Source organism: Paraburkholderia polaris (assembly GCF_012927345.1).
Taxonomy (GTDB): Bacteria; Pseudomonadota; Gammaproteobacteria; order Burkholderiales; family Burkholderiaceae; genus Paraburkholderia; species Paraburkholderia polaris.
The window spans coordinates 40,017-62,695 of record NZ_JABBGJ010000032.1 but is presented as its reverse complement, the minus strand read 5'-3'; the positions used below and the strand labels follow the sequence as shown (position 1 = coordinate 62,695).

18 protein-coding genes are annotated in these 22,679 nt (G+C 61.7%); 12 read left to right on the top strand and 6 right to left on the bottom strand.

From position 1 onward, the window contains the following. Window positions 1-76 precede the first annotated feature (76 nt). From HHL24_RS27480 to HHL24_RS27460, 5 genes are all read right to left on the bottom strand, one after another. On the bottom strand, window positions 77-1,588 hold the full coding sequence (locus HHL24_RS27480) for a M81 family metallopeptidase (RefSeq protein WP_169488499.1): 1,512 nt from the start codon (window positions 1,586-1,588) through the stop codon (window positions 77-79). An 88-nt stretch (window positions 1,589-1,676) separates the two neighbouring features. Next, complete coding sequence (locus tag HHL24_RS27475) at window positions 1,677-3,335, bottom strand: dipeptide ABC transporter ATP-binding protein (RefSeq protein WP_169488498.1); 1,659 nt, start codon at window positions 3,333-3,335, stop codon at window positions 1,677-1,679. Between the two features lie 4 nt (window positions 3,336-3,339). Then, window positions 3,340-4,302: an ABC transporter permease gene (locus tag HHL24_RS27470; RefSeq protein ID WP_169488497.1), complete on the bottom strand. Its 963-nt coding sequence runs from the start codon at window positions 4,300-4,302 to the stop codon at window positions 3,340-3,342. Window positions 4,303-4,320: 18 nt separating this feature from the next. Beyond that, on the bottom strand, window positions 4,321-5,262 hold the full coding sequence (locus HHL24_RS27465; RefSeq protein WP_169488496.1) for an ABC transporter permease: 942 nt from the start codon (window positions 5,260-5,262) through the stop codon (window positions 4,321-4,323). Between the two features lie 95 nt (window positions 5,263-5,357). Further along, window positions 5,358-6,938, bottom strand: coding sequence for an ABC transporter substrate-binding protein (locus HHL24_RS27460; RefSeq protein WP_169488495.1), 1,581 nt, complete (start codon window positions 6,936-6,938; stop codon window positions 5,358-5,360). A gap of 431 nt (window positions 6,939-7,369) precedes the next feature. On the opposite strand from HHL24_RS27460, the gene HHL24_RS27455 reads away from it, so the two are divergent. From HHL24_RS27455 to HHL24_RS27410, 10 genes are all read left to right on the top strand, one after another. Next, window positions 7,370-8,377, top strand: a complete 1,008-nt coding sequence (locus HHL24_RS27455) for an asparaginase (protein WP_169488494.1) — start codon at window positions 7,370-7,372, stop codon at window positions 8,375-8,377. Window positions 8,378-8,836: 459 nt separating this feature from the next. After that, window positions 8,837-9,613 (top strand): ABC transporter ATP-binding protein, encoded by a 777-nt coding sequence (locus tag HHL24_RS27450; RefSeq protein WP_169488493.1) that lies wholly within the window; start codon window positions 8,837-8,839, stop codon window positions 9,611-9,613. Beyond that, complete coding sequence (locus HHL24_RS27445; protein ID WP_169488492.1) at window positions 9,610-10,464, top strand: ABC transporter permease; 855 nt, start codon at window positions 9,610-9,612, stop codon at window positions 10,462-10,464. Before HHL24_RS27450 ends, HHL24_RS27445 begins: the two co-directional genes overlap by 4 nt. 69 nt (window positions 10,465-10,533) lie before the next feature. Continuing rightward, entirely contained in the window at window positions 10,534-11,514 is a 981-nt protein-coding gene (locus HHL24_RS27440; protein WP_169488491.1) for an ABC transporter substrate-binding protein, read from the top strand. Continuing rightward, complete coding sequence (locus HHL24_RS27435) at window positions 11,511-12,845, top strand: amidase (protein ID WP_169488490.1); 1,335 nt, start codon at window positions 11,511-11,513, stop codon at window positions 12,843-12,845. Before HHL24_RS27440 ends, HHL24_RS27435 begins: the two co-directional genes overlap by 4 nt. Before the next feature lie 94 nt (window positions 12,846-12,939). Continuing rightward, a complete protein-coding gene (locus HHL24_RS27430) occupies window positions 12,940-14,559 on the top strand; it encodes a gamma-glutamyltransferase family protein (protein WP_169488489.1) in 1,620 nt (539 codons plus the stop codon). Between the two features lie 137 nt (window positions 14,560-14,696). After that, window positions 14,697-15,980 carry an oxalate/formate MFS antiporter gene (gene oxlT / locus HHL24_RS27425; protein WP_169488488.1) on the top strand — a complete coding sequence of 428 codons (1,284 nt, stop codon included), beginning with the start codon at window positions 14,697-14,699 and terminating at the stop codon, window positions 15,978-15,980. A gap of 167 nt (window positions 15,981-16,147) precedes the next feature. Further along, window positions 16,148-17,449 (top strand): MFS transporter, encoded by a 1,302-nt coding sequence (locus tag HHL24_RS27420; RefSeq protein WP_169488487.1) that lies wholly within the window; start codon window positions 16,148-16,150, stop codon window positions 17,447-17,449. Window positions 17,450-17,496: 47 nt separating this feature from the next. Next, the gene (locus HHL24_RS27415) at window positions 17,497-18,438 is read left to right on the top strand and encodes a glutamate cyclase domain-containing protein (RefSeq protein ID WP_169488486.1); all 942 of its coding nucleotides are present in this window, start codon (window positions 17,497-17,499) and stop codon (window positions 18,436-18,438) included. Window positions 18,439-18,473: 35 nt separating this feature from the next. Further along, window positions 18,474-19,574 carry an alanine racemase gene (locus tag HHL24_RS27410; RefSeq protein ID WP_169488485.1) on the top strand — a complete coding sequence of 367 codons (1,101 nt, stop codon included), beginning with the start codon at window positions 18,474-18,476 and terminating at the stop codon, window positions 19,572-19,574. Between the two features lie 12 nt (window positions 19,575-19,586). On the opposite strand, the gene HHL24_RS27405 is transcribed toward HHL24_RS27410, so the two are convergent. Then, window positions 19,587-20,414: an amidohydrolase family protein gene (locus HHL24_RS27405; RefSeq protein ID WP_169488560.1), complete on the bottom strand. Its 828-nt coding sequence runs from the start codon at window positions 20,412-20,414 to the stop codon at window positions 19,587-19,589. Window positions 20,415-20,728: 314 nt separating this feature from the next. Between HHL24_RS27405 and HHL24_RS27400 the strand changes: the two genes are divergently transcribed. After that, entirely contained in the window at window positions 20,729-21,628 is a 900-nt protein-coding gene (locus HHL24_RS27400) for a LysR family transcriptional regulator (protein ID WP_169488484.1), read from the top strand. Between the two features lie 66 nt (window positions 21,629-21,694). Further along, window positions 21,695-22,654, top strand: a complete 960-nt coding sequence (locus tag HHL24_RS27395; protein WP_169488483.1) for an AraC family transcriptional regulator — start codon at window positions 21,695-21,697, stop codon at window positions 22,652-22,654. Window positions 22,655-22,679 lie beyond the last annotated feature (25 nt).

Sequence of the window (22,679 nt, the reverse complement as noted above, 5' to 3'; positions counted from 1 at the left end):
CACCGCATTGCTTCGTGCCGGGATAACCTCGTCGGGCGCTCCTGTGAATGCGCAAATCAGCCACCCGCCGAGGCCGTCAACCCGGCTCGAAAGCTTGCCCCTTGGCGCCAAGTCGCATCCCCACAGGAAGCTTGCTCCACGGCAGTTGCTCAAGCCGCATGGGCATTGAACCGGGCGCGGCGCAGACGATAATCTCGGCTGCGATCGGTGCGAAGTCGGCGCGGAAATGCACCGCGCTCTTGACGACCAGGATCGCCTGCGTGGCGGGCTCGATGCCGACGAGGCGAAACAGCGCCTGGTCGGCCATCTGCACCTTGAACGAAGCCACTACGATTCGCACGCCGCCGTGTCTCAGGCAGGCGGCCGGCCCGACATCCAGGTGAAAGCCGGCGTAGTACGGGCCGGTCGCGTCGATCTTGCCGTCCGAGATCGCTTCAATCAGGAACTCGTCTTCGTAAGGCGCGTCGCCGGGGATGCCGGAATGACCACCGAGCGACAGCCGGATCGTCTCGCCGACCTGCCGCTCGTGAATCGCTTCGGCGGCCGCCGGATCAACGATGAGGCCGATCGCAGCCTGCTGAGCGTCCTGTCTGATCAGGGCGCGGAGCACGCCGGTGGTGTCCGAATTCGCGCCGGCACCCGGATTGTCCTGTCCGTCTGCGACGACGATCGGGCGCCTGCCGGCGCGGCTCTGTTCGATCGCGTAACGGACCGCATCGTCGGGTGAATACAGGGTGCCGGCGAATTCAGCTTCAGCGTCGTTCGCCGCCCGCGCCAACTCGTCGACCGCCGCTTCGGCAACGGCGGAATCGTTCGCATAAGCCCAGATCACCGGCGAGCATTCGGAAAAGTCGGCCGCCGGAAAGCCGGTCGCGAACGACAGGTCGGCACTATCCGCCGCTTCGATCTCCTCGAGTAGCGCATAGAGGCGCGCGGCCGGCTGCATGTCCGTGCACTGCCAGCAGATCGGCACGAGGAACGGCAACCGGCGGATCGCGAGCGCAGCACGCGATCCGCTTGACCAGCGCTTTTCAAGGAGCGCGAATGCGCGCTTCCCGGTGCGCGCCATGTCGACGTGCGGATAGGTACGGTATGCGACCAGTGCGTCTGCTCTGTCGAGCATCTGCGCGGTCACGTTGGCGTGCAGATCGAGGCTGCCGACCACCGGCACAGCATCACCAACGAGCGCGCGTACGCGTCGCAGCAGTTCGCCCTCGCCATCGTCGAAGTGAGTCGTGACCATCGCGCCATGCAGGTCCAGGTAGACCGCGTCGACGGGTAGCGCTGCCTCGACCCCAGCCAGAATCTCGCCGGCTATATGTTCGTAGGCTGCTTCGGTGACGTGCGCAGACGGGCTGGCCGCGCACCACACGGTTGGCAGCAGCGTATGGCCGGCGCTTCGTGCTGCATCGATAAAACCAGCGGCGGGGATATTTCTACCTGCAATCGCTTCGAATACCGCATCGCCGCTTACGAGTCCTGGCCAGCCGCCTCCGTGCTCGAAGGCGAGCAGGTCCGCTTGAGTCGGTGCGAAGGTATTCGTCTCGTGCTGGAAGCCACAGAAGACGATTCGCTTAGGAGTGTGCATCGCTGTCTCTTTGAAAATATCGACGGTATCGGCTCATCGCCATGACTGAACGGAAACTTGGGAATTCACCATGAATAGAGGGACCGTATCAAGCGGCGCCGAACGCAAAGCCTCGCCCTGGCGCCGCCGCCAGCAAGGCCTGCGTATATTCGTGGCGCGGCGCGAGGAACACGTCCTGGATCGCCCCTTCCTCGACAATTTCGCCTCGCCGCATCACGATGACCCGATCGCAGATCTGGCTGGCCACCCGCAGATCGTGTGTGATGAACAGAATGCCGATCCGCAGCCGCTGCTGAATCTCATCCAGTAGTTCGAGAATTTGCGCCTGGACCGAGACGTCGAGAGCGGACACCGCCTCGTCGGCAATCAATACTTTGGGCTCGCATGCCAGCGCCCGTGCGATCGAAATGCGTTGCCGCTGGCCGCCGGAGAATTCGCTAGGGTAGCGAGTCAGCGCATCAGGCCTGAGCCGTACCAGCGTCATCAGTTCTTCGGCGCGTTGCCACGCTTGAGCGTATGGCACGCCGAAATTCAACGGCCCTTCGACGATCGAGGCGCCCACTGTCTGGCGCGGATCCAGCGACCGGTAAGGATCCTGGAATACAACCTGTACGCCGCGCCGGAACGGATATAGCGCGCGGCCGCGCGCTTTGGCCACCGATCGGCCGTCGGCGAAAATATCGCCGGCGCTCGGCTCGATCAGCCGCGCAATGCAGCGCGCGACAGTCGATTTTCCCGAACCGGACTCGCCGACGATTCCGACCGTTTCGCCCGGATGCACCATCAGCGAGACATCACTGGCCGCCTGCACCTTGCGCTTGCGGCCCGGCCAGGAACCCGTCACATAGGTCTTCCCGATCCCGCGCGCGTCGAGCAGCGGATAGGCTTTCTCCACCGGGGCGCGCGTGCGCGGCACCAGCGCGGGGACGGCTGCCAGCAACATTCGGGTATACGGCTCGCGCGGCTGCTGCAACACCTGCAACTTGTCGCCCTGCTCGACCATGTCGCCCAGGCGCAACACCACGACACGATCCGCAATCTCGGCGACAACGCCGAAATCGTGGGTGATGAACAGCACGGCGGTTCCGCTCTCAGTCTGCAATTCACGAATCAGCTTGAGAATCTCGGCCTGGGTCGTGACGTCGAGCGCCGTGGTGGGCTCGTCGCAGATCAGCAGCGACGGCTTCAGAATCAGCGCCATGGCAATCACGATGCGCTGTCGCTGCCCGCCCGACAACTGATGCGGATAAGACGCGTAAATACGCTCCGGTTCCGGTAGCCTGACGTGGGCGAAGATCTCGAGAATGCGCCGGCGCCTCTCGCCGACGCCGGCACGGCTATGCTGTGCCAGCATCTCGTCGACCTGCGCGCCGCACGTCATGATCGGATTGAGGGCCGTCATCGGCTCCTGGAAAACCATCGCCATTTTTTCGCCGCGCAATTGGCGGATGCGCTCCGGACTTGCTGTCAGCACGTCTTCGCCAAGCAGTTCGATGCCGCCATCCACCGCCTTGAGCGACGCCGGCAGCAAGCCCATTACTGCCTGCGCGATCACCGATTTGCCCGAGCCCGACTCGCCCAGCAGGCAGACAATCTCCCCCTGCCGCACGTCGAGCGAGACATGCCGGATCGCATGGGGACGGTCGGCACCGGCCGGCAGAGAAATGGTCAGGTTATTCACGGCGAGGACGGTTGTGGCCGGCCCGGCACCGCCGGGTGTTGCCGCTTTGAAGTCGAAGTCGCGCATCGCGTCAGCCCCCCCGTTTGTTGAATTTCGGATCGAGCGTGTCGCGCAATCCGTCGCCCAGAATGTTGACCGCCAGCACCGTCAGCGCCAGGAAAACGCCCGGGAACAGCACGGTCTGAGGAAACTGGTTGAACTGCATGCGGCCGTCGGCCATGACGTTGCCCCAGGTCGGAATATCCGGCGGCAAGCCGACCCCGAGAAACGACAGGATCGCTTCCACCAGGATGGCAGATGCACACACGTAAGTTCCCTGCACGATCAGCGGTGCGATTGCATTCGGCAGAATATGACGCCACAGAATCTTGACGGTCGGCGTGGCCAAGGAAATGGCGGCCTCGACGTAGGGTTCCTCGCGAATGGTCAGCACGATCGAGCGCACCAACCGCGCGACACGCGGAATTTCAGGAATCGTGATCGCGACGATCACCGTGACCAGCGTCGGCCGCCAGAGCGCCATCAGCGTAATCGCGAACAGGATGCTGGGAATCGCCATCAAGCTGTCCATGGCGCGCATGATGACGTCGTCGAGGCGGCGAAAATACCCCGCCGCCACGCCGACCAGCGCGCCGAAGGTGAGCGCCAGCAGTGCCACCGTGATGCCGACCGACAAGGACACGCGCGCACCATAGACGACCCGGCTCCAGGTATCCCGGCCAAGACTGTCGGTGCCCATCAGGAAGAAGTGCTGGAACGTCGCGCCTGACAGATCACTGAATTCGGCCGTCACGCCCGGCAAGAGGTTGGCGCTCGCGGGATCCATTGCGGTCGGGTCGATTGTGCCAAGCCACGGTGCGGCGACGGCTACGAAGATCAGAAGCAGCAGTGCGCCGCATCCCAGGCGCACCGACCAGTTCCGCAGCACGCGGCGCCACAGCGGTGTGCGCGAGCGGATGGCCGGCGCCGCCTCCAGGTTGGCAAGAATGACGCCCGGCGCGGCAAGGGTCATCGGATCGTGATCGTCGCTCATGTCCAATCGTCCTTTCACTCAATAGCGGATACGCGGGTCGAGCAGCAGATAGCTCATGTCGACCAGCAGGTTGATAAGCACGTAAACAAAGGAAAAGAACAGCGTGATGCCTTGTACCAGCGGGAAGTCGCGCGCCAGTACCGCATCGACCGTCAGCTGCCCGAGCCCGGGGATCGCGTAGACGGTTTCGGTGACCACCACGCCGCCGATCAGCAAGCCGACGCCGATGCCGATCACCGTGACGATCGGTACCGCGGCGTTGGCCAGCGCATGGCGAATCAGCACGCGTGCTTCGGAGATACCTTTGGCGCGGGCGGTGCGGATGTAGTCTTCGGTCAGCGCCTCGGCAACCGCAGCGCGCGTCACGCGGGCAATCAGCGCAAGGTAGACGATGGACAGCGTGATGGCGGGCAGGATCAGGTGCGTCAGCCACGGACCTATACCCGCGCTCAGTGGTGCGTATCCCTGCACTGGGAGCAGCTTCGCATGCAAGGCAAACGCCCATATGAAGATATAGCCGATCACGAACGACGGCACCGAGAATCCCATCACCGAAACGCCCATCAGCATCCGGTCCAGCCACCCTCCGTGCCGTGAGGCCGCGATCACGCCGAGCGGCACCGCGAGCAGGAGCGTCATCACCAGTGTCAGAGCGGACAACGACACGGTCGGTGCGATGCGTTGCGCGATCAACCGGGTTACCGGCTGTTTCATGTAGTACGAGTCGCCAAGGTTGCCCTGCAGCAACTGCCCGGTCCATTTGACGAACTGCACCGGCAGCGGCCGGTCGAGCCCGAGGCTCGCGTGGATCCGCGCGATGTCCGCACTAGTGCCGTTGTCACCGACCAGCGCCGCAGCCGGATCGCCCGGCGTCAGGCGCAGAATCATGAACACGATAAGGGCGACAATGACCAGCACTGGCACGGTCGACAGTACGCGCCGGAAAAGAAAGAAAGCCATGTCGGTTACGCTCCAAAGCCGGTTGACCGATGGATGGGCTCGCGTTGCCCTGCGAGAAGGCGGGCAGCCGGCGAACAGCCAGCCGCCGACACGGGTTAGCTCTTGCGAATGTTCCAGAACACGTTGACCGGAGCCGGGACGACGCCGCTGACGACGCCCTTGCGGATCACCGAATAGAAATCGAAGTCGCCCAACGGCGCGAGGATCCCGCTCTGGTACGTTTCCAGCTGGATCGCCGCGGCGATCTTCTTGCGCTGCGCAGGATCGCTGGCGACAAGGTAATCGTTCTTGAGCTGCTCGATCTTGTCGTCAGTCGCCCAGCCGAACCAGCCCTTTTCCCCATTGCCCGTCAGCGGCGTGAAGAACAATGGATTCATCGTGTCGCCGGGCGCCCACCCGGTAATGAACAGGTTCCAGCCACCCTTGTCGGCCGGCGCCTTGCTGGTACGGCGCGTCACGAGCGTAGACCAGTCCATTGCCTGCAGGTCGACATTGAAGCCGGCCTGCTTCAACAGTTGTGCCATGACCGGCGGAAACTTGTTGAGTACTGCGTAATCAGACGGATACATCAATACCACCGGCTTGCCATCGTAGCCCGCTTCCTTCAGCAGATTGCGGGCCGCCGCGAACTGGGGCTTGCCAGTGAAATAGGCAGTCTCGGTCGACGCCAACGGCGAATCGCATGGGTAAATCGAGGAACACGTCCGGTACAGATCCTTGTTCACCAGTTGGGCGCGCATCAACGCTTCCTGGTTGATCGCCATGATCGCCGCCTGGGCAATCTTCGGGTTGTTGAACGGCGGCACGAGATGATTCAGGTGCAGGTCGAAGAGCCCGGCGGGAGTCGGCTTCACCAGCTCGAGCTTGGGATTGCTCTTGAACGCGGCGTACTGCTCGGCGGGCATCCATTCGATCATGTCCACTTCACCGTTCGCAATCGCATTGGCCTGCGTCTGTGCGTCCTTGAGCACGATCCATTCGACCCTGTCGACATAGACATGCTTACCGCCTGCGGTACCGGAAGCCGGCTCCGGTCGCGGCACATAGTTCGGGTTCTTGATGTACACAATCTTCGCGCCCGGGCGATACTCGTCCTGCTTGAAGATGTAGGGGCCGGACCCGGTGTAGTCCGAGATCTGCTGGTCCGCCGGCGTATCGGCGACCCGCTTCGGCATGATGAACGCGGCGCTGCCCGACGGCTTGCCGAGCGCGTCGAGGACCATCGGAAAGGGTTGTTTGAAGGTCATGCGGAAGGACTTGGCGTCGATCGCATCGAACGACTGCAGCGCCGTGAACATTCTTTCACCGAACACATCGCGCTTGCCCCAGCGCGTGATCGACGCGATAACGTCGGCTGAGGTGACCGGCTTGCCGTCGCTGAACGCAAGCCCCTTGCGCAGCGTGAACGTCCAGGTCTTGCCGTCCGGCGAGGTCGTATACGTGTCCACCATCTCCGGTTGCACCACGCCCTTGGCGTCCACGCCGAACAGCGTGTCGTAGATCATGTAGCCGTGGTCGCGCGTGATAAATGCCGTAGTCCAGATCGGATCGAGAATCTTCAGATCGGCTTGCGGCACGATTCGTAACACCTTGGATGCATCCTGCGCACACACCATCGTCGCAGCGCTGGCAATCAGCGCCCCAGCCACGCATCGAGCAAACATTCGCTTCAACATGCTGCACCTCATTAGAAATGACACAAAATGATTCCGGCTGCGCGCTTGCGTCGGATGAGCGGCCGTGTCCGTTCAGATGCTCCAATCCCGGATATGGCGCTTGAGACAGCTTGATCTCCGATTCAACCGTGCTACATTAATTGCAACTTGCAACAATTGAAATTTACGCATTTATAGGCACGAAGCATGCCATCATGCGGCAAATCCAGTAGGTATCGGCAAGTGGGCGTTTGTCACACCGACACGAGCACGCCGCAGTGCGCAGGACTTGTGCAAGTGAGCGCGAGGACGGTGCATCACGCAGTGCAAAATGGTTGTCGCACCGATTCCGGGCGCGGCAGCGGCGCTTCTCGTCGGGGCCCGAGTCTTTGCGCGTTATTTAAGCTACGGCTCAAGCTGATACTTTCCACACACTCGAAAGGAACACTTCGATGAACTATCCGAGGATCGCTGTCGGCGCATTAGGCGGCACGATATGCATGACCGCCGACAATGCCGACGCTGGCGCGTTGCCACGTCTTTCCGCGCAACAATTGGTGACTGCAGTCCCCGGTTTGGCTGATATCGCGCAGATTGACGCCGAGACGCTTTTGCAATTACCCAGCCCTTCGCTGAACCTTGCGCATGTGCTGGACAGTCTGGTGTGGGCAGAGCGCATGGTGGCTGCCGGCGCCGCCGGGATCGTCCTGACCCAGGGGACCGACACGCTCGAGGAAACCGCCTTCCTGCTGGATCTTCTGTGGACGCATCCGCAGCCGCTGGTGGTCACAGGCGCGATGCGCACGCCGCTGGCCGCGGGTGCGGATGGGCCCGCCAACATTCTTGCCGCAGTGGCCTGCGCAGCGTACGGCGCCAGTCGCGGGCGCGGTGTAGCCGTGGTCATGAACAACACGATCCACGAGGCGCGCTGGGTGCGCAAAGCGAACTCGATGTCGGTCGAAACCTTCGAGTCGCCGGTCGTAGGGCCGGCAGGCATGGTGCTCGAGGGGACGCCCCAGTACTTCCGTCCACCGTCCAAACGCTATTCGCAGCGGTTTGCAAAGCCCGACCTGTCGGTCCGGGTGGCACTCGTTGAAACCTGTCTGGGCGAGACGGGCGAGATGCTCGACGCGGTCGCCCAGGCGGGGTATCACGGGATCGTGATCGCGGCCTACGGCGCAGGACATGTTTCGGATGGCGAAGCACAGCGCATCGAGGCGCTGGTGCCGCGGCTGCCGATCGTCGTCTCCAGCCGCACAGGATCGGGATCGACGGCTGCGCGTACTTATGGCTTTTCTGGTTCCGAAATCGACCTGTCCCGCCGCGGCGCATTGTTTTCCGGGTGGCTCGGGCCGCGCAAGGCACGCCTGCTTCTCTGGCTGCTGCTCGCCACGGGCGCGCCGCGCAACGCGTGCGCCACCGCGTTCGAATTCTGGAAGCGCGTCGACGATTCCGACTAGACGGTGTGATGCAACCGCGTTGGTACGGCACCTCAATTCTGGAGGCGGCTCTCACACCGAGTCAGAATCCCACATATCTTGCAATGGCCTTTCGCCGTCGACCGCCCGCGCTTCGCCCCGCGGCGGTGCGTCGCCGATTTTGTTGTGCCTGATGCACCTTTCCTGCGCGTATCTGCACACTTCCCGACCATGGAAGTGAGCTCACTTCCACCTGGAAATACCCAATTCGCACTTGTACATAGGGTTTTCGCACGATGGCACGCTTTGTGCGAATCGAATCAATGTGGATATTTCAATTGTTGAATTTTGCAACTATATTTCGCCGGCGACCGACGAAACCAGCAACTGAGTGTCCCTAGTCAGGCGCTTCACAAACGTCAAGCAACCGTGTACCGCCGAAGCGCGGAGCGGGCACGTAAGCGAAGTGCGCAGTGATTCAAGTTCAGCACGAGGACCAGCATGCCAGTACAACTAGCGTTGCGAAACATTCGAAAATCATTTTCCAGCAAGCAGGGCTCGGTTGATGTGCTGGGCGGACTGTCGTTCGACATCAATGAACGGGATTTCGTCAGCATCATCGGCCCGTCGGGCTGCGGGAAGACGACCGTGTTCAACGTGATCGCCGGCCTCCTGGAACCCGACAGCGGCGAGATCGTCTATCGAGGTCAAGCGGTCACCGGCTTGCGCGGCAAAGTCGGTTACATGATGCAGCGTGACCTGCTGTTGCCGTGGCGTACCGTATTGCAGAACGTCCTGATCGGGCCCGAGTTGTCCCGCATGCCGGCTGCGCAAGCGCGCGAAATGGCGATGGAATACCTGAACACCTACGGCCTTGCGGGTTTCGAAAACGCCTATCCCCGCATGCTGTCCGGTGGCATGCGCCAGCGTGTCGCGCTGATCCGTACCTTGATCAACGATCCCGACATCATCCTGCTCGATGAGCCGTTTTCAGCGCTCGACTATCAGACCCGGCTGTATCTGGAAGGCGTGCTGATGGAAGCGGTCGAGACGTTCCACAAGACGGTCGTACTGGTCACGCACGACATCGACGAAGCAGTCGCGCTGTCGAAGCGTGTGGTCGTGCTAGGCGGCCGGCCTTCGCAAGTCAAAAAGGTCTATGACATCGAGATCGGCGCGCGTTCGCCAATCGGCGCACGCAGCGATCCGAACTTTTCCGGCTACTTTCACGCGCTGTGCGCGGAACTCGATATCCAGACCGAGGTAAAGGCAGCATGAACCAATCCGCATCCATCAATAACGCGAAAGTCGCTGCGACACGCAGTCAGACGCGTTCGGGCCCCGTGCTGAACACCGGCTGGGGTCGCACGGTCCTGCAACTCGTCGCGGTGATTGCCTTCTTTGCAATATGGGAAGGCGCTGCGCGGCTTGGCTGGGTATCGAACTTCCTGGTCGGCTCGCCGACAAAAATCTACGATGCTCTAGCTCGTTCCGCTGAATCAGGCGACCTTTTCGTCGATATCGGCTACACCATGTTCGAAGCCATGCTCGGCTTTCTGTTCGGCACGGCGGTCGGCTCGGTCTGCGGCCTCGCACTGTGGTATTCGCCGTTCGTCGCGCGACTGATCGAGCCGTTCATCGTCGCGATCAATAGCGTTCCGAAGATCGCTTTCGCGCCGATTGTGATTCTCTGGTTCGGCACCGGGCTCGTTTCGAAAGTTGCGCTGGCGATTTCGCTGACGGCGATCGTCGCGCTGATAGCCGCGTACGAGGCCGCGAAAGAGGCCGATCCTGATCTTCAGGCACTCCTCGTCACGCTTGGCGCGAACAAAAACGATGTGTTCCTGAAAGTCGTCATTCCGTTCACGCTGCCTTACGTGATCTCGACATTCCGCATCAACATCGGCTTTGGTCTGGTGGGCGCAGTAGTGGGTGAATTCATTTCGTCAGAGAAAGGGCTTGGCCACATGATCTTTACCGCCTCAAGTCTTTACGACCTGAACACCGTGTGGGCCGGCCTCTTCGTGCTGATGGCGATTGGCTTCGTGTTGTATTTCCTGATCGACCTGGTCGAACGCAAGCTGCTGCCGTGGCGACAGGTATCGAATGCACCGACGCTACGGGTTTGACGCCGTCGTCACGCAAGGTCGAATTGTTTGCTTTTCGCCCTTCAATCTAACCTTTCTCTGGATCTGAAAATGGCAATCCCTGCAAGAAAAATGCTGGCTGCTCTGACAACAGCAGTCGCTGTTTCGGCCGTTAGCATCGCAACGCCCGCCTTGGCCGCCAACAAAAAAGCGGTTATTTCGCAGGCTTTTCAGTCGATGCTGTATCTGCCACTTTACGTCGCTATCGACGGCGGCTTCTTCACCAAGGAAGGGCTGGATGTGACAAAGCAGACTGCCGGCAGTCCGAGCGCGGCGCTGTCGGCCGTGTTGTCCGGAAGTGCGGACTTCTCGCTGCACGGTCCCGAATGGACCGCGGTGGCCGCCGAAAAAGGCGCGGATGTCGATGTGATCGCCAACGTTGTAAACGGTGCTGCGGTGTGGATCGTCACGTCGCCGGACAGCAAATTCACCGGCATCAAGGACGTGAAGGGCCAGACGGTCGTGTCAGGTCAGATGCCCACTACCAGCACGTCGCTGTTCTTCAAGTTGCTAAAAGAGAACGGCATGTCGCCAGCCGACGTAAAACTATCCCAGGTACCGCTCGGCTCCGAGATCGGCCCACTGGTTGCCGGCCAGTCCAAAGTTGCGGTGATGTATGAACCCGGCCTTGATCAGGCCGTTGCCAGAGGCATGAAGGTGGTGCTCGGCTTTCCGAAGTTGTATGGAGAATACGCATTCTCATCGATCTCTGCGAAAAGGAGCGTGGACCCCGATGTAGCGGCACGGTTCGTGAAAGGTATGGAACAGGCACTCGTCTTCATGCAGAACGATCCCACGGAAACTCTGGCGATCGCCCGCCGCGAGTTTCCAAGCCTCGATCCGGAGATCGTGAACGCTGCGGTAAAACGCATGCTGAACGAAGGCGTGTATCCCAAGAACGTCGACATCACCCCCAAAGCGCTGACGGTTGCAATGGATACACAGATCTCGCTCGGCAACTTGAAGCAGCAGCCGAATTACAGCACCTTCATCGTGCAGAACTACATTCATCAAGCACTTGCCGCGAAATGAGCCATTCTTCCCCCTCCCCCACCATCCGCGAAATCCGCGACGCGATCCGCGCGGGAACGCGCACCATCGATCAGACTGTGCAACAGGCATTTGATGCGGCGCAACGACTGCAGCCTGAGTTGCAAGCGTTCATCCATCTGCCGGCGTCGCCGATAGTCAATCGTGCCGCTCCCCACGCGCCGCTCGCGGGCGTCCCTGTCGGCATCAAAGACCTGATCGACACAGCCGATATGCCCACCGCGTACGGGTCGCAAGCCTATGAAGGGCGCAGGCCCGACAAGGACGCATGGGTGGTCGCGCGTTTGCGCGAAGCCGGTGCCACGGTACTCGGTAAAACGGTCACCACCGAGTTCGCCTGGCGTCAGCCTGGCGCTACGACCAACCCGTGGAATAGCGATCACACGCCAGGCGGTTCATCGAGCGGCTCGGCTGCCGCCGTTGCGGCAGGCATCGTGCCGCTCGCGCTCGGCACGCAGACGTTCGGATCCGTCATCCGTCCCGCCGCGTATTGCGGTGTGGTCGGGGTAAAGCCCAGTTACGGCACGATTGCGCGGACCGGCGTCTTGCCGTTATCAGGGTCGCTCGATCACCTTGGCGTTTTCACCACCAATGTCGCTGATGCAGTTCATGCGCTGTCCATTCTGGCGGGTATCGATGCGAACGATCCACACACCTCGCACAGCGGTCGCCAAGGGAAATATCCAGCCAATGCGGAAAAGCGGCCGCCACGCATCGGCGTGTTGCGCGAGCAGATCGGTGGACCGATCGACAAAGCACAGCAACACGTTCTGAATCAACTTGCCTTACGTTTGCGTGCCGATGGCGCTGAAATCGTCGGCGCCGACTTGCCTGCCGAACTGGCCGACGCTGCACGGCATGCTTCGATCCTGGTCGCAGTTGAAGCAGCGCTGATACACGGCGAACTCTTAGACCGTTCGCCGGCTCTTGTCAGCGCACCGATCACGGCTCTGGTCGAGGAAGGCCGGGCTTTGTCCGCGACTGACTATGCGAAAGCAAAGGCATTGCAGGTACAGATGGCGCTGCGCTTCGACCGGTGGCTCACCGAAACAGCGGGACTGGACGCGCTGCTGGTAGCGCCCGCATCGGGCGAGGCGCCCCGCGGGCTCGACTATACGGGCGATGCGGCGTTCTGCACGCCCTGGACCTTCCTCGGCGTGCCGGCGGTGACGTTACCGGTTGGCTTCGGTCCGGAGGGGCTCCCGCTTGGCGCGCAACTGGTCGGCGCGAGTCAGCACGATGCCGCGTTGCTGTCGCTTGCCGAGTGGGTGGAAGGTAGAACCGGCTGGGACATCGCAGTGGCTTCTCGCTGATGCCGGCTTCGTTGTGTACAGGAAGTATCACGTGATCATGCGAACCCGTAGCGGCTCAGCGGGTAGCGATGGTCGATTGATGGTTTGAGGAAATATGTCAGCAGAATTTTTAAATCCTGTGCGGGGTATCCGCGGGATGGCGGTCACACCCCATGCGCTGGCGTCGCAAAGCGCGCTCGCAATCCTGCGCGACGGAGGCAATGCCGTCGAGGCGATGATTGCCGCCGCGGCGACCATCGCAGCGGTGTATCCGCATATGAACAGTATCGGCGGCGACGGCTTCTGGTTGATTTCGCGGCCGGGCGAAGAGCCAGTCGGCATCGAGGCGTGTGGAGCGGCGGCATCGGCGGCGACGATCGACGCTTATCGCGCACGCGGCCTGCAAACCATTCCGTTTCGCGGACCGCTGGCGGCGAATACGGTAGCCGGCACCGTGTCGGGTTGGGCGTTGGCGCATCGTTGGTCCACTGACAACCTCGGCGGCAAGCTCCCGGTCGCACGCCTGCTGGAAGATGCGATCGCCTACGCGGGGGGCGGTATTCCCGTCACGCGCAGTCAGTCCGAATGCGTCACGCTCAAGCGGCAGGAACTCGAATCGGTCGCGGGGTTCGCCAAGACGTTTCTGACGGGCGATAACCCGCTGGGCGTGCCCGCGGTCGGCGACCGTTTTGTGCAGCCCCGCCTCGCCGCGACGCTCGAGCGCCTCGCCCACGCGGGTCTCGACGACTTCTACCGGGGCGACCTCGCACGCAGCATCGCGGCCGATCTGCATGCCCTCGAAAGTCCGCTGTCGCTCGCCGACCTTGAACAGCATCGCGCAAGGCTGCGTACGCCGCTCGCGCTCACGCATTCGCTCGGCACGATCTACAACATGCCGCCGCCCACACAAGGGCTTGTATCGCTGCAGATTCTCGGTGTGCTTGACCGTGTCTTGCGCGACGATATGGATCCGCTCGGGCCGGAATACGTCCACGCGTGCGTGGAGGCGACCAAGCTCGCATTCGCCATCCGCGACAAGCACATCACCGACCCGGATTACATGGACATCGATCCGCAGACGCTGCTTGCGCCACCTGTGCTCGACGCGATGGCCGAGCAGATTTCGATGTCTGCGGCGGCTCCGTGGGGTCGCGGTCTCGGACCGGCCGACACAGTGTGGCTCGGCGTAATCGACGCCGATGGCGTGGCCGTCAGCTTCATCCAGAGCATTTACCACGAATTCGGCAGCGGCCTCGTGCTTGCAGATTCAGGCATCAACTGGCAAAACCGCGGCTGTAGCTTTTCGCTCGATCCCTCTGCGCGCAATCCACTTACGCCGGGACGACGGCCGTTTCACACGCTGAACCCGGCACTCGCGCGCTTCGCTGACGGACGCACGATGGTGTACGGGAACATGGGCGGCGACGGCCAGCCGCAATCGCAAAGCGCCGTGTTTTCGCGGATCGCGCACTTCGGCTGGAATCCCCAAGCCGCTATCGATGCGCCCCGCTGGCTGCTGGGCCGCACTTGGGGGCGATCCAATGAATCACTCAAGCTTGAGGCGCGGTTTCCCATCGGCACGTTCAATGCGCTGCGCCGTCTCGGCCATGACGTCGAACAGATGCTGCCATACGACGAAGCAATGGGCCACGCCGGCGCGATCGTCCGATACGGCAACGGATGTCTGGAGGCAGGCTATGACCCGCGCAGCGACGGGGCCGCGGCTGGCTGGTAGGCGCATCTGGTAAACAGCGGGCGGCCGCGCCGCCCGCACCCTTTTTAAAACAACGACCCGCGAGCGGTAGCGTCGACGGCAAGGACGGCGCACGTCTGTCCGTCTGTCAAGACGTCAAGCCAAAACGGAGAAACACATTGAACACCCCCACGCAATCACTGAAAGGCGCTGCCTCGCCCGCCGCGCAAACGGCCGCGTACACCCGCTGGATCCAGCTCGGACTCGGTCTTGTTTGCATGATGACGATTTCGAGTCCGCAATATGTATGGACGCTGATGACGAAGCCACTCATGGCCAAGTACGGCATCGCGCTGCCGGCGCTGCAGGTCACATTCTCGCTGCTCGTGCTACTACAGGCGTTTTTTTCGCCATTCCAGGGCGCGCTGATTGATCGTTTCGGGCCGCGCAGGCTGATCTCGATCGGTACGTTGCTGGCAGGCCTGAGCTGGGTGCTCGCTTCGTATGCGCATAGTACGTCGATGCTGTACCTCACGTATGGCTGCGTCGGGGGTCTCGGTACCGGGATCGTCTACGTCGGCGTGGTGGGATTCGTGGTTCGCTGGTTTCCCGATCGACGCGGCTTCGCCGCCGGTGTAGCGGCCGCAGGCTACGGCATGGGCGCAATTGTCACTACCTTTCCAATCTCGGCATCGCTCGCAACGCACGGCGTCGAATCCACGCTGTGGCTGTACGGCATCATCTTCGCAGTGGTCGGCCTTCTCGCCTCGCAAGGCCTGCGGGTACCGCCTGCGGCGGACGGTATCGCCTCGGCAGTTTCCCGGACAGCGGCCGCGATGCGCGACTACCGCCCGTCCGAGATGCTCAGGACACCACTGTTCTGGCTGATGTTCGTGATGATGACGATGATGTCTACTTCGGGCCTCATGGTCACGTCGCAAATGGCAAGCTTCGCCGCTGACTTCGGCGTCAGCAAGGTACTGGTCTTCGGGCTCGCCGCGTTGCCGCTGGCACTGACGATCGACCGTTTCACGAACGGTCTGACCCGTCCGCTGTTCGGCTGGATATCGGATCGGCTGGGGCGCGAAAACACGATGTGTTTCGCGTTCGCGCTGGAAGGTGTGGCGATGGCGCTCTGGTTGCTGACGCGCGATAACGCGGTTCTGTTCGTGCTGCTGTCCGGCGTGGTGTTCTTTGGCTGGGGCGAAATTTTTTCGCTGTTCCCTTCGACCCTGACCGACACGTTTGGTACCCGTTATGCCACCACGAATTACGGCTGGCTTTACATCTCGTTCGGGATTGGCTCGATCTTCGGCGGCCCGCTGGCCGCACTGCTGCATCAGCAAACCGGTAGCTGGGTGCCGGTGTTCGGCTGCGCGATTGCGCTCGATCTGAGCACCGCCGCGCTTGCCATGTTCATGTTGAAGCCGGCGCGCGCGCGTTTTGTCAGGGCACGCGGATAACAAGTCTATTTGCCCGCACGCATGATCAGCGATTTCTATCGATTGCCCGGGTCACTTTCGATTATCTCCACTCAGATCCACGCACCTATACTCAATTTCAACCAGCACGGAACAGGCGCCTGCGGCGTGGCAGATGACTGTTCATACAGCGAATCAGGAGAACAGGCATGAGCAGAGCACCTGCAGCAGTCGTGGCATACGCCCAGCCGAAGACATCGGTTCGCTGGAAGATTTTTCTCATCATGTTGCTGCTGGTCACGGTCAACTACATCGATCGTGCATCCCTGTCCGTCGCGATGCCGATGATCGCAAGCGAGTTCACGCTTACGCCGGTCATGCAAGGTCTCATTATGAGTTCCTTCTTCTGGTCGTACACGCTGATGCAGATTCCAGGCGGCATGGCAGTCGACCGCTTCAAGCCGCGGCTGGTCCTCGCGCTGTGCACTTTGCTCTGGGGCGCCTTCCAGGGCCTTGGCGCGTTGACGACCAATGCGATGTCCCTGCTCGCTACGAGACTCGGACTCGGCGTCGCAGAAGCGCCTGTTGCCTCGGCAGGAGGTGCGCTCAACGCAATGTGGCTCACGCAGCATGAGCGGGTGCGCGGCGCATCACTGATGGATGGTGGCTCGCCGCTCGGCGCGGCGCTCGGATCGGTACTGATCACCTGGCTGATCGTAGTCGCACACTCATGGCGCGCGGCGTTCGCGATCGCCGGCGTCGGCACGGTCTTGTGCGGCATAGGCGCCTGGTACTACATCAAGAATCAACCGCGCGAACATGCCGGGGTCAATGAAGCCGAAGCGGAACACATCGAGCAGGCCCGGCGCAAGGAAGATGAAAAGGAAGCGAAAAACCTGTCAGGCAATTCGTTCGATTTCTTCAGGTATCGCTCAGTGTTGCTGATGTTCGTCGGCTTCATGTGTTGCACGACGCTTTACTACGGCCTGTTGACCTGGATGCCCACTTATCTTCAGAAAGTGCAGGGCTTCAATATTCAACAGATGGGCGGCGCCAGCTTCGTGATCTTCTTTTCCGGCTTCATCGGCGAACTGTTCGGTGCCTACGTCGCCGACAAGTGGCTCGCCAGCGGCGCCGCACCGAACCGCGTCATGCGCACGATCTTCGGCATCGCCGGCGTGGTTGCCACGATTGCAGTGTTTTCAGTGGCACATGCAACGAGCCCCACGATGGTCGTGATCCTGCTGTCCATCACGCTCTTCTTTCTGCGCTGGGGCGGTCTGTACTGGTCGATCCCCGCGATGCTCGCCTCGCGCAACAAGGTAGGCACGCTCGGCGGGCTGCTCAACTTCGGCGGAAATATCGGCGGCATGGTGATCCCGATTGCGATCGGCGCGATCGTTCAGTTCACGGGCTCCTATTTCCTTGCGCTGATGTGTTTCGCCGCAATGGGCGTCGGCCTGCTGCTCTGTTCGATCGGAATCGATTATGAAACGAAGATTCCGGTCTGAGCGATCGTCGCGCCCCGCATGAACAACGTTGCTACTGAGATTGGAAAATGGGAATAGCAAAAGTCGAAGACATCATTGGGCAAACCGTCCGGCGCGACATTGGCCGCATGAAGCGGTTCGTTGAAGGTCAGCTGGAAGCGGCCGCTCGTTCGATCATGGGTACACCGAACGCCCACGTCGGTATCGTGACGGGGTTCTTCATACGCAATGCCGTCCCGCCCTCGCCGGAGACGGACGGTCTGGGCGGCATGGCCCATCTGGCCGCCGCACTGTCGAACTTCGGCATACCGGTGACGGTGATCTCGGACGCGCCATGCTGCAAGGCCGTCTGGGCAGTCACCACGGAATTGCCGAAAGACGTGGCGTTCGAGATCACCGCGGTGAGCACGGCATCGGTCAAGTCGCTGAGAGCGCGGCTAAGCGAGGCTGAACGTCCGATCACGCATCTGATCGCGATCGAGCGGGTGTCGCCCGCGAGCGACGGCAAGCCGCACCGCGAGTACGGCGCGGACATGTCTGACGATACTGCGCCGCTGCACCTTCTGTTCGAGGATCCAGAGTGGACGCGTCCGTGGGTCACGATCGGCATCGGCGACGGCGGCAATGAAATCGGCATGGGCGTGCTGCCTGAGGACATCGTCCACGACGACATTCCCAACGGCCCGTTGATCAGCGCAGCCATTCCCGCGGACTATCTGATTGTTTCCAGCGTCTCGAACTGGGGCGGCTGGGGATTGGTATCCGCGATGGCGATGGTCGCGCCCCGCGACGCAGCGGCGCGACTGCTCGCCGATTTCACGCCGGAGCGCGACCGGGCGTATCTCGCGGCGGCGGTCGACGTCGGGCAGGCGGTTGACGATAGCCGCATCGACCGTCCCGCGACGCCCAAGATGAGCGTCGACCGGCTGTCGTGGGAACAGCATGCGCAAGTGCTGAGCCAGCTCAGAGCGCACGTAGACGGATACCTCGCAGCGCCGTCGCACTCGTGAGCGCGACGCCCTTTTCCTCTCTTGACGCACCAACCATGTCCGACCTTTCGAGTACCACGCTCAGACGCGCGCCGTCGTGGGCCGTCAGCTTGCCAGAAGAATTGCAGACACCGTGTTTCATCGTATCCGAGCGCGGCATCGTCGATAACCTCTATGCAACCGCCCTTGCATGTGGAGGGGTGGAACGGCTCATGCCGCATGTCAAGACGCATCGCGCCGGATGGGTCGTCGAGAGGCTGATTCGCGAAGGCGTCACCGCGTTCAAGGCGGCTACCGTGGCGGAAGTGGCGATGGTGCTCAGGGCCGGCGCGAAACACGTCGTCTGGGCGTATCCGACCGTGAACCACGCTCATATTCGTACCTTGCTCGCGCTGGCGCACGCTCATCCGGACGCACGGGTCGAGGCGCTCGTCGACTCGGCGGCAGGCGCGGCCGCGTGGCGTCGCGCAACGAATGGGGCGCCGTTGACCAATCTCACGCTGCTCATCGATCTGGATGCCGGCATGGGCAGAACTGGCGCGCCGATCGTAGCGGCGACGCTGCAATTGGCCCGTGAGCTGGCCGCGCTCGGCTGCTTTGGAGGATGGCATGTCTACGACGGCCATATCCATGATCTCGACATTGCCACGCGCCGCACGCGGGTGGCCGCCATCGTGGAGAAAGTGACGGCATTGACGCGCGCAGCCGATGCAGACGGACTGCCGACGAGGCTCATCGCCGGGGGCAGCTATACGTTCAATCTGTGGCCGCGCACGCTCGCCCACTTCGTGTCCCCGGGCAGCTGGACCTATTCGAGCGCTCAACACGACCTGGAGTTGTCCGCACTCGGCTGGACGCCGAGCGCCTATGTCCTGGCAACGGTGATTTCACGCAACAGCACAACCGCCACACTCGATGCGGGGTCGAAGGCTATCTCGCCCGACAAGCCGCTCGCCGAGCGCTTTCGCTGGGACGGCAAGATCGTCATGATGAGCGAAGAACACGTCGTGGTCGAAAACACCGATCTGGCTGTCGGCGACCGGGTGATGTTATTGCCGCGTCACGCTTGCACGTCTGCTTATCTCTACCCCAGCGCGATGGTGCTTAACACCGAAGGGGCGTGGGAAGTGCGTGAGCAACTCGGGAGCCGTCGATAGGCCGGGCGCACGCTAGAAACCGTAAAGCCTTGCAGGATTTTCGACGAGGATTCGATGCCGCGTCGATTCATCCGGTATCCACAGCGTCAGATCGTCCAGCAAGCGGGCGGCGTCCGGCTTGTTGTCGGCCGCTTGCGTCGGATGAGGCCAGTCCGATCCCCACAGCATCCTGTCCGCGGCAAGCTGGGCAAACCTGAGCGCGACCATGCCGGCGTCGGCGTAGACCGGCGCCCCGCTGCGCGACACGAGATACGGTCCGCTCAATTTGACCCAGGTACGGCCGTTGGTCAGCAGCGCCTCGACCATCCGGAACGCGGCATGCTCCGCGCCGCCCGGTTGCGGGATCTGTCCCATATGATCGATCACGAGCGGCGATGACAGATTCGCCAGCAACTGCCGATGCGCGAGTAGCTGCGCAGCGGTGGCATTGACCTGAATGTGCCAGCCGAGCGGTGCGATCCGCTTCGAGAGCGGCTCCATCATCGATACCGTGACGCCGACCAGATATTCGAGGTTAAAGCGCAGCCCGCGTACGCCAATCTCGTGAAGACCGGCCAACTCACCATCCGTCACGCTGACGGGCACGGTCGCAATACCGCGCGCGCTCTTGCCGAACTGCGCCAGGGCATCGAGCAGGCAACGGTTGTCGGTTCCATACGTAGACGGTTGAACGACGACATGTCGCTCGACGCCCAGCTTCTGCTGCAGCGCGCGATAGTCGGCGACCGTTGCATCAGGCGGCTGCAATTGCGCTGACGGATCGACTGGATACCGCGCATCGTAGATGTGGTGATGACTATCGGTCGCCTTCGCCGGAACCGGGAAGTGCGGCTGCCCGATGCCGCCGGCGCGTGCCGGTTCCTCGGGAAAAGCAGCTTCGCCGGATGAGGCCGGCGTGGTCGCAAGGCGAGTCGTCCAGTTGCTGCGGCGCGGGTCTTTGCTGCCTTGGGGTATATAACGGTGGCCTTGCTTCTTTTGCTTCAAGCGGCATCTCCTTTAGCCGGCGGGTCAATTGGAGCTACGGACGGTCCTGCTGAAAAGTGCCCAACGACGCACTACGTTCCAGTGCAACGAAAGGAGGGATCAGTATACGAACGCAATTTTTCCGGGAGATAATCAAAGTTAGCGACGCCATCTGATAGAAACCTTCGATCATGCGCATTTCTCTTCAGCAAATTGAAACCTTTTATTGGGTGGCGCGGTTAGGCGGATTTCATGCGGCAGCGCGTCATCAGCATCTCACGCAACCGACCATTTCGGCACGCATCCAGGAGTTCGAAGAGCATCTCGGCGTGCAGCTCTTCACACGCAGCCGGAACCGCTCCGAACTCACGCTCGCAGGACGCGACGCGCTCACCAATGCGGAACAGGTGCTGAAGCTCGCCGAAAAGCTCGAACAGATTGCGAAGCGTACCGACCCCATGTACGGCCTTCTCCGTCTCGGCGCGATCGAGTCCATCGCCCACGCGGGGCTTGCAGATCTACTGACGCAACTCAAGACGCGATATCCGCACATGAAGATCGAGCTAACGATCGATCTGGGTGTCGCACTCGGACGCAAGCTCGGCGCGCACGAACTGGACATAGCGATACTGAACGATTCCACCGATGCGCCCCACGTGGTCGAGACCGCTATCGGCTACACTGATCTGCATTGGGTTGCGTCGCCGCAACTCGTGCCCAGCTGCAATGTCGCGCCTCACGATCTTGCGTCGGTACCGATCATCACCGTCTCGCAACCGTCATCGAACCATTCGCTTGTAATGAACTGGTTCCGCAGCGCCGGTTGCCATCCGGACAACATCAGCTCATGCAACTCCCTGTCGATGATGTCGCGGCTGGTCGCGGCCGGACATGCGGCGGCCGTGTTGTCGCCCGCGATCATGCGCGCGGAGATCGATGCCGGGCTGATTCACGTGCTGAACACTGAACGGCCGATCACTCAGCAAGGTTTTTTTGTCGCCTGTCAGGAAGAGTGTCTTGGTGGCGCGGATACCATCGTCGAGATAGCGAAAGAGGTGCTTACACGCAGTCGCGTGCTGATACCGGGGTAGTCGGCGCGAGGGCGCCGTGAAGGGTTCAACGCACCGGCAACCATGAATCAATCGGAGTACACAGCCATGAACGCATCACCGGTGGCAGTATCACGCACCTATGCGATGCCAGAGCGAAGCGATCGCCTCGATTTCTACATACGCGACCAGGCGTCGCGCCCCGCGATTGAAGAGCCGCACAAGCACGAATATTTTCAGATTCAGATCAACCTCGGCGGAGACACCGAACAGCACATCGGCGGAGTGCGCAGGCCATTTCCTGCGGGTGCGGTGGCCTTTATCCTGCCGCATCGCTTGCATCTGATACCGCACCCCGAGCATTCGCGCTTCATTGTCATCAATTTTACGCAAGCGTTTCTACACGCCAATACGGACGGAATCGCGGATCCCCTTGACCTCGAAGATGTGTCGATCACGCAGGCGCCCGAACTCGCCCCATTCAGGCTTCAGGAGTACATCGACTTCATTCTGGAGGACGCCGATCTCGCCGAAATCGAGCCAGTTTTGTCACGCATGCTGGAGGTCAATGAGACGCGGCGTTTCGGTTCGACCGCTCTTTTGCGCGGATACCTTCTGCAGCTTATCGGGACCGTATGCCAGCGGCACGCGGATCAGCTACTTCAGCTTTCCTCGCGTAACGTCCAAAGACTCGGCCGACGTGACGCTCTGGTCCGCGTGGACCGTCACGTCAATGCACATCTCGCGAGCGACGCACTGTCTCTGAGCTCTGCCGCCGCTGCTGCGTTTCTATCGCCGAACTATCTTACGCATCTGATCAAGAAAGAGACGGGCCGGACATTTGTCGAGTGGGTGACCGAGCGACGCATCGCACGTGCAAAGCATCTGTTGGCAAACGACAACCGGCGCATCAAGGACATTGCGTTTCTGGTCGGCTATCGCGACGAAGCCTATTTTTCGAGGCGGTTTCGTCAGTCAGTCGGTCAATCGCCGAGCGACTTTCGCGACATGCACCGGCGTGCGGCTCAACGAGACGGTGGCGCAACCACGCGCAAAGGGGCACCGTAAGATCGTCCTGGTGCTCAGCGGATTT

Coding starts and splice junctions, on each gene's coding strand:
- HHL24_RS27470 (WP_169488497.1), bottom strand. CDS start 4,302: ATGAGCGACGATCACGATCCGATGACCCTTGCCGCGCCGGGCGTCATT.
- HHL24_RS27430 (WP_169488489.1), top strand. CDS start 12,940: ATGTCAGCAGAATTTTTAAATCCTGTGCGGGGTATCCGCGGGATGGCG.
- HHL24_RS27460 (WP_169488495.1), bottom strand. CDS start 6,938: ATGTTGAAGCGAATGTTTGCTCGATGCGTGGCTGGGGCGCTGATTGCC.
- HHL24_RS27395 (WP_169488483.1), top strand. CDS start 21,695: ATGAACGCATCACCGGTGGCAGTATCACGCACCTATGCGATGCCAGAG.
- HHL24_RS27450 (WP_169488493.1), top strand. CDS start 8,837: ATGCCAGTACAACTAGCGTTGCGAAACATTCGAAAATCATTTTCCAGC.
- HHL24_RS27475 (WP_169488498.1), bottom strand. CDS start 3,335: ATGCGCGACTTCGACTTCAAAGCGGCAACACCCGGCGGTGCCGGGCCG.
- HHL24_RS27415 (WP_169488486.1), top strand. CDS start 17,497: ATGGGAATAGCAAAAGTCGAAGACATCATTGGGCAAACCGTCCGGCGC.
- HHL24_RS27480 (WP_169488499.1), bottom strand. CDS start 1,588: ATGCACACTCCTAAGCGAATCGTCTTCTGTGGCTTCCAGCACGAGACG.
- HHL24_RS27440 (WP_169488491.1), top strand. CDS start 10,534: ATGGCAATCCCTGCAAGAAAAATGCTGGCTGCTCTGACAACAGCAGTC.
- HHL24_RS27410 (WP_169488485.1), top strand. CDS start 18,474: ATGTCCGACCTTTCGAGTACCACGCTCAGACGCGCGCCGTCGTGGGCC.
- HHL24_RS27420 (WP_169488487.1), top strand. CDS start 16,148: ATGAGCAGAGCACCTGCAGCAGTCGTGGCATACGCCCAGCCGAAGACA.
- HHL24_RS27435 (WP_169488490.1), top strand. CDS start 11,511: ATGAGCCATTCTTCCCCCTCCCCCACCATCCGCGAAATCCGCGACGCG.
- HHL24_RS27465 (WP_169488496.1), bottom strand. CDS start 5,262: ATGGCTTTCTTTCTTTTCCGGCGCGTACTGTCGACCGTGCCAGTGCTG.
- HHL24_RS27400 (WP_169488484.1), top strand. CDS start 20,729: ATGCGCATTTCTCTTCAGCAAATTGAAACCTTTTATTGGGTGGCGCGG.
- HHL24_RS27445 (WP_169488492.1), top strand. CDS start 9,610: ATGAACCAATCCGCATCCATCAATAACGCGAAAGTCGCTGCGACACGC.
- HHL24_RS27455 (WP_169488494.1), top strand. CDS start 7,370: ATGAACTATCCGAGGATCGCTGTCGGCGCATTAGGCGGCACGATATGC.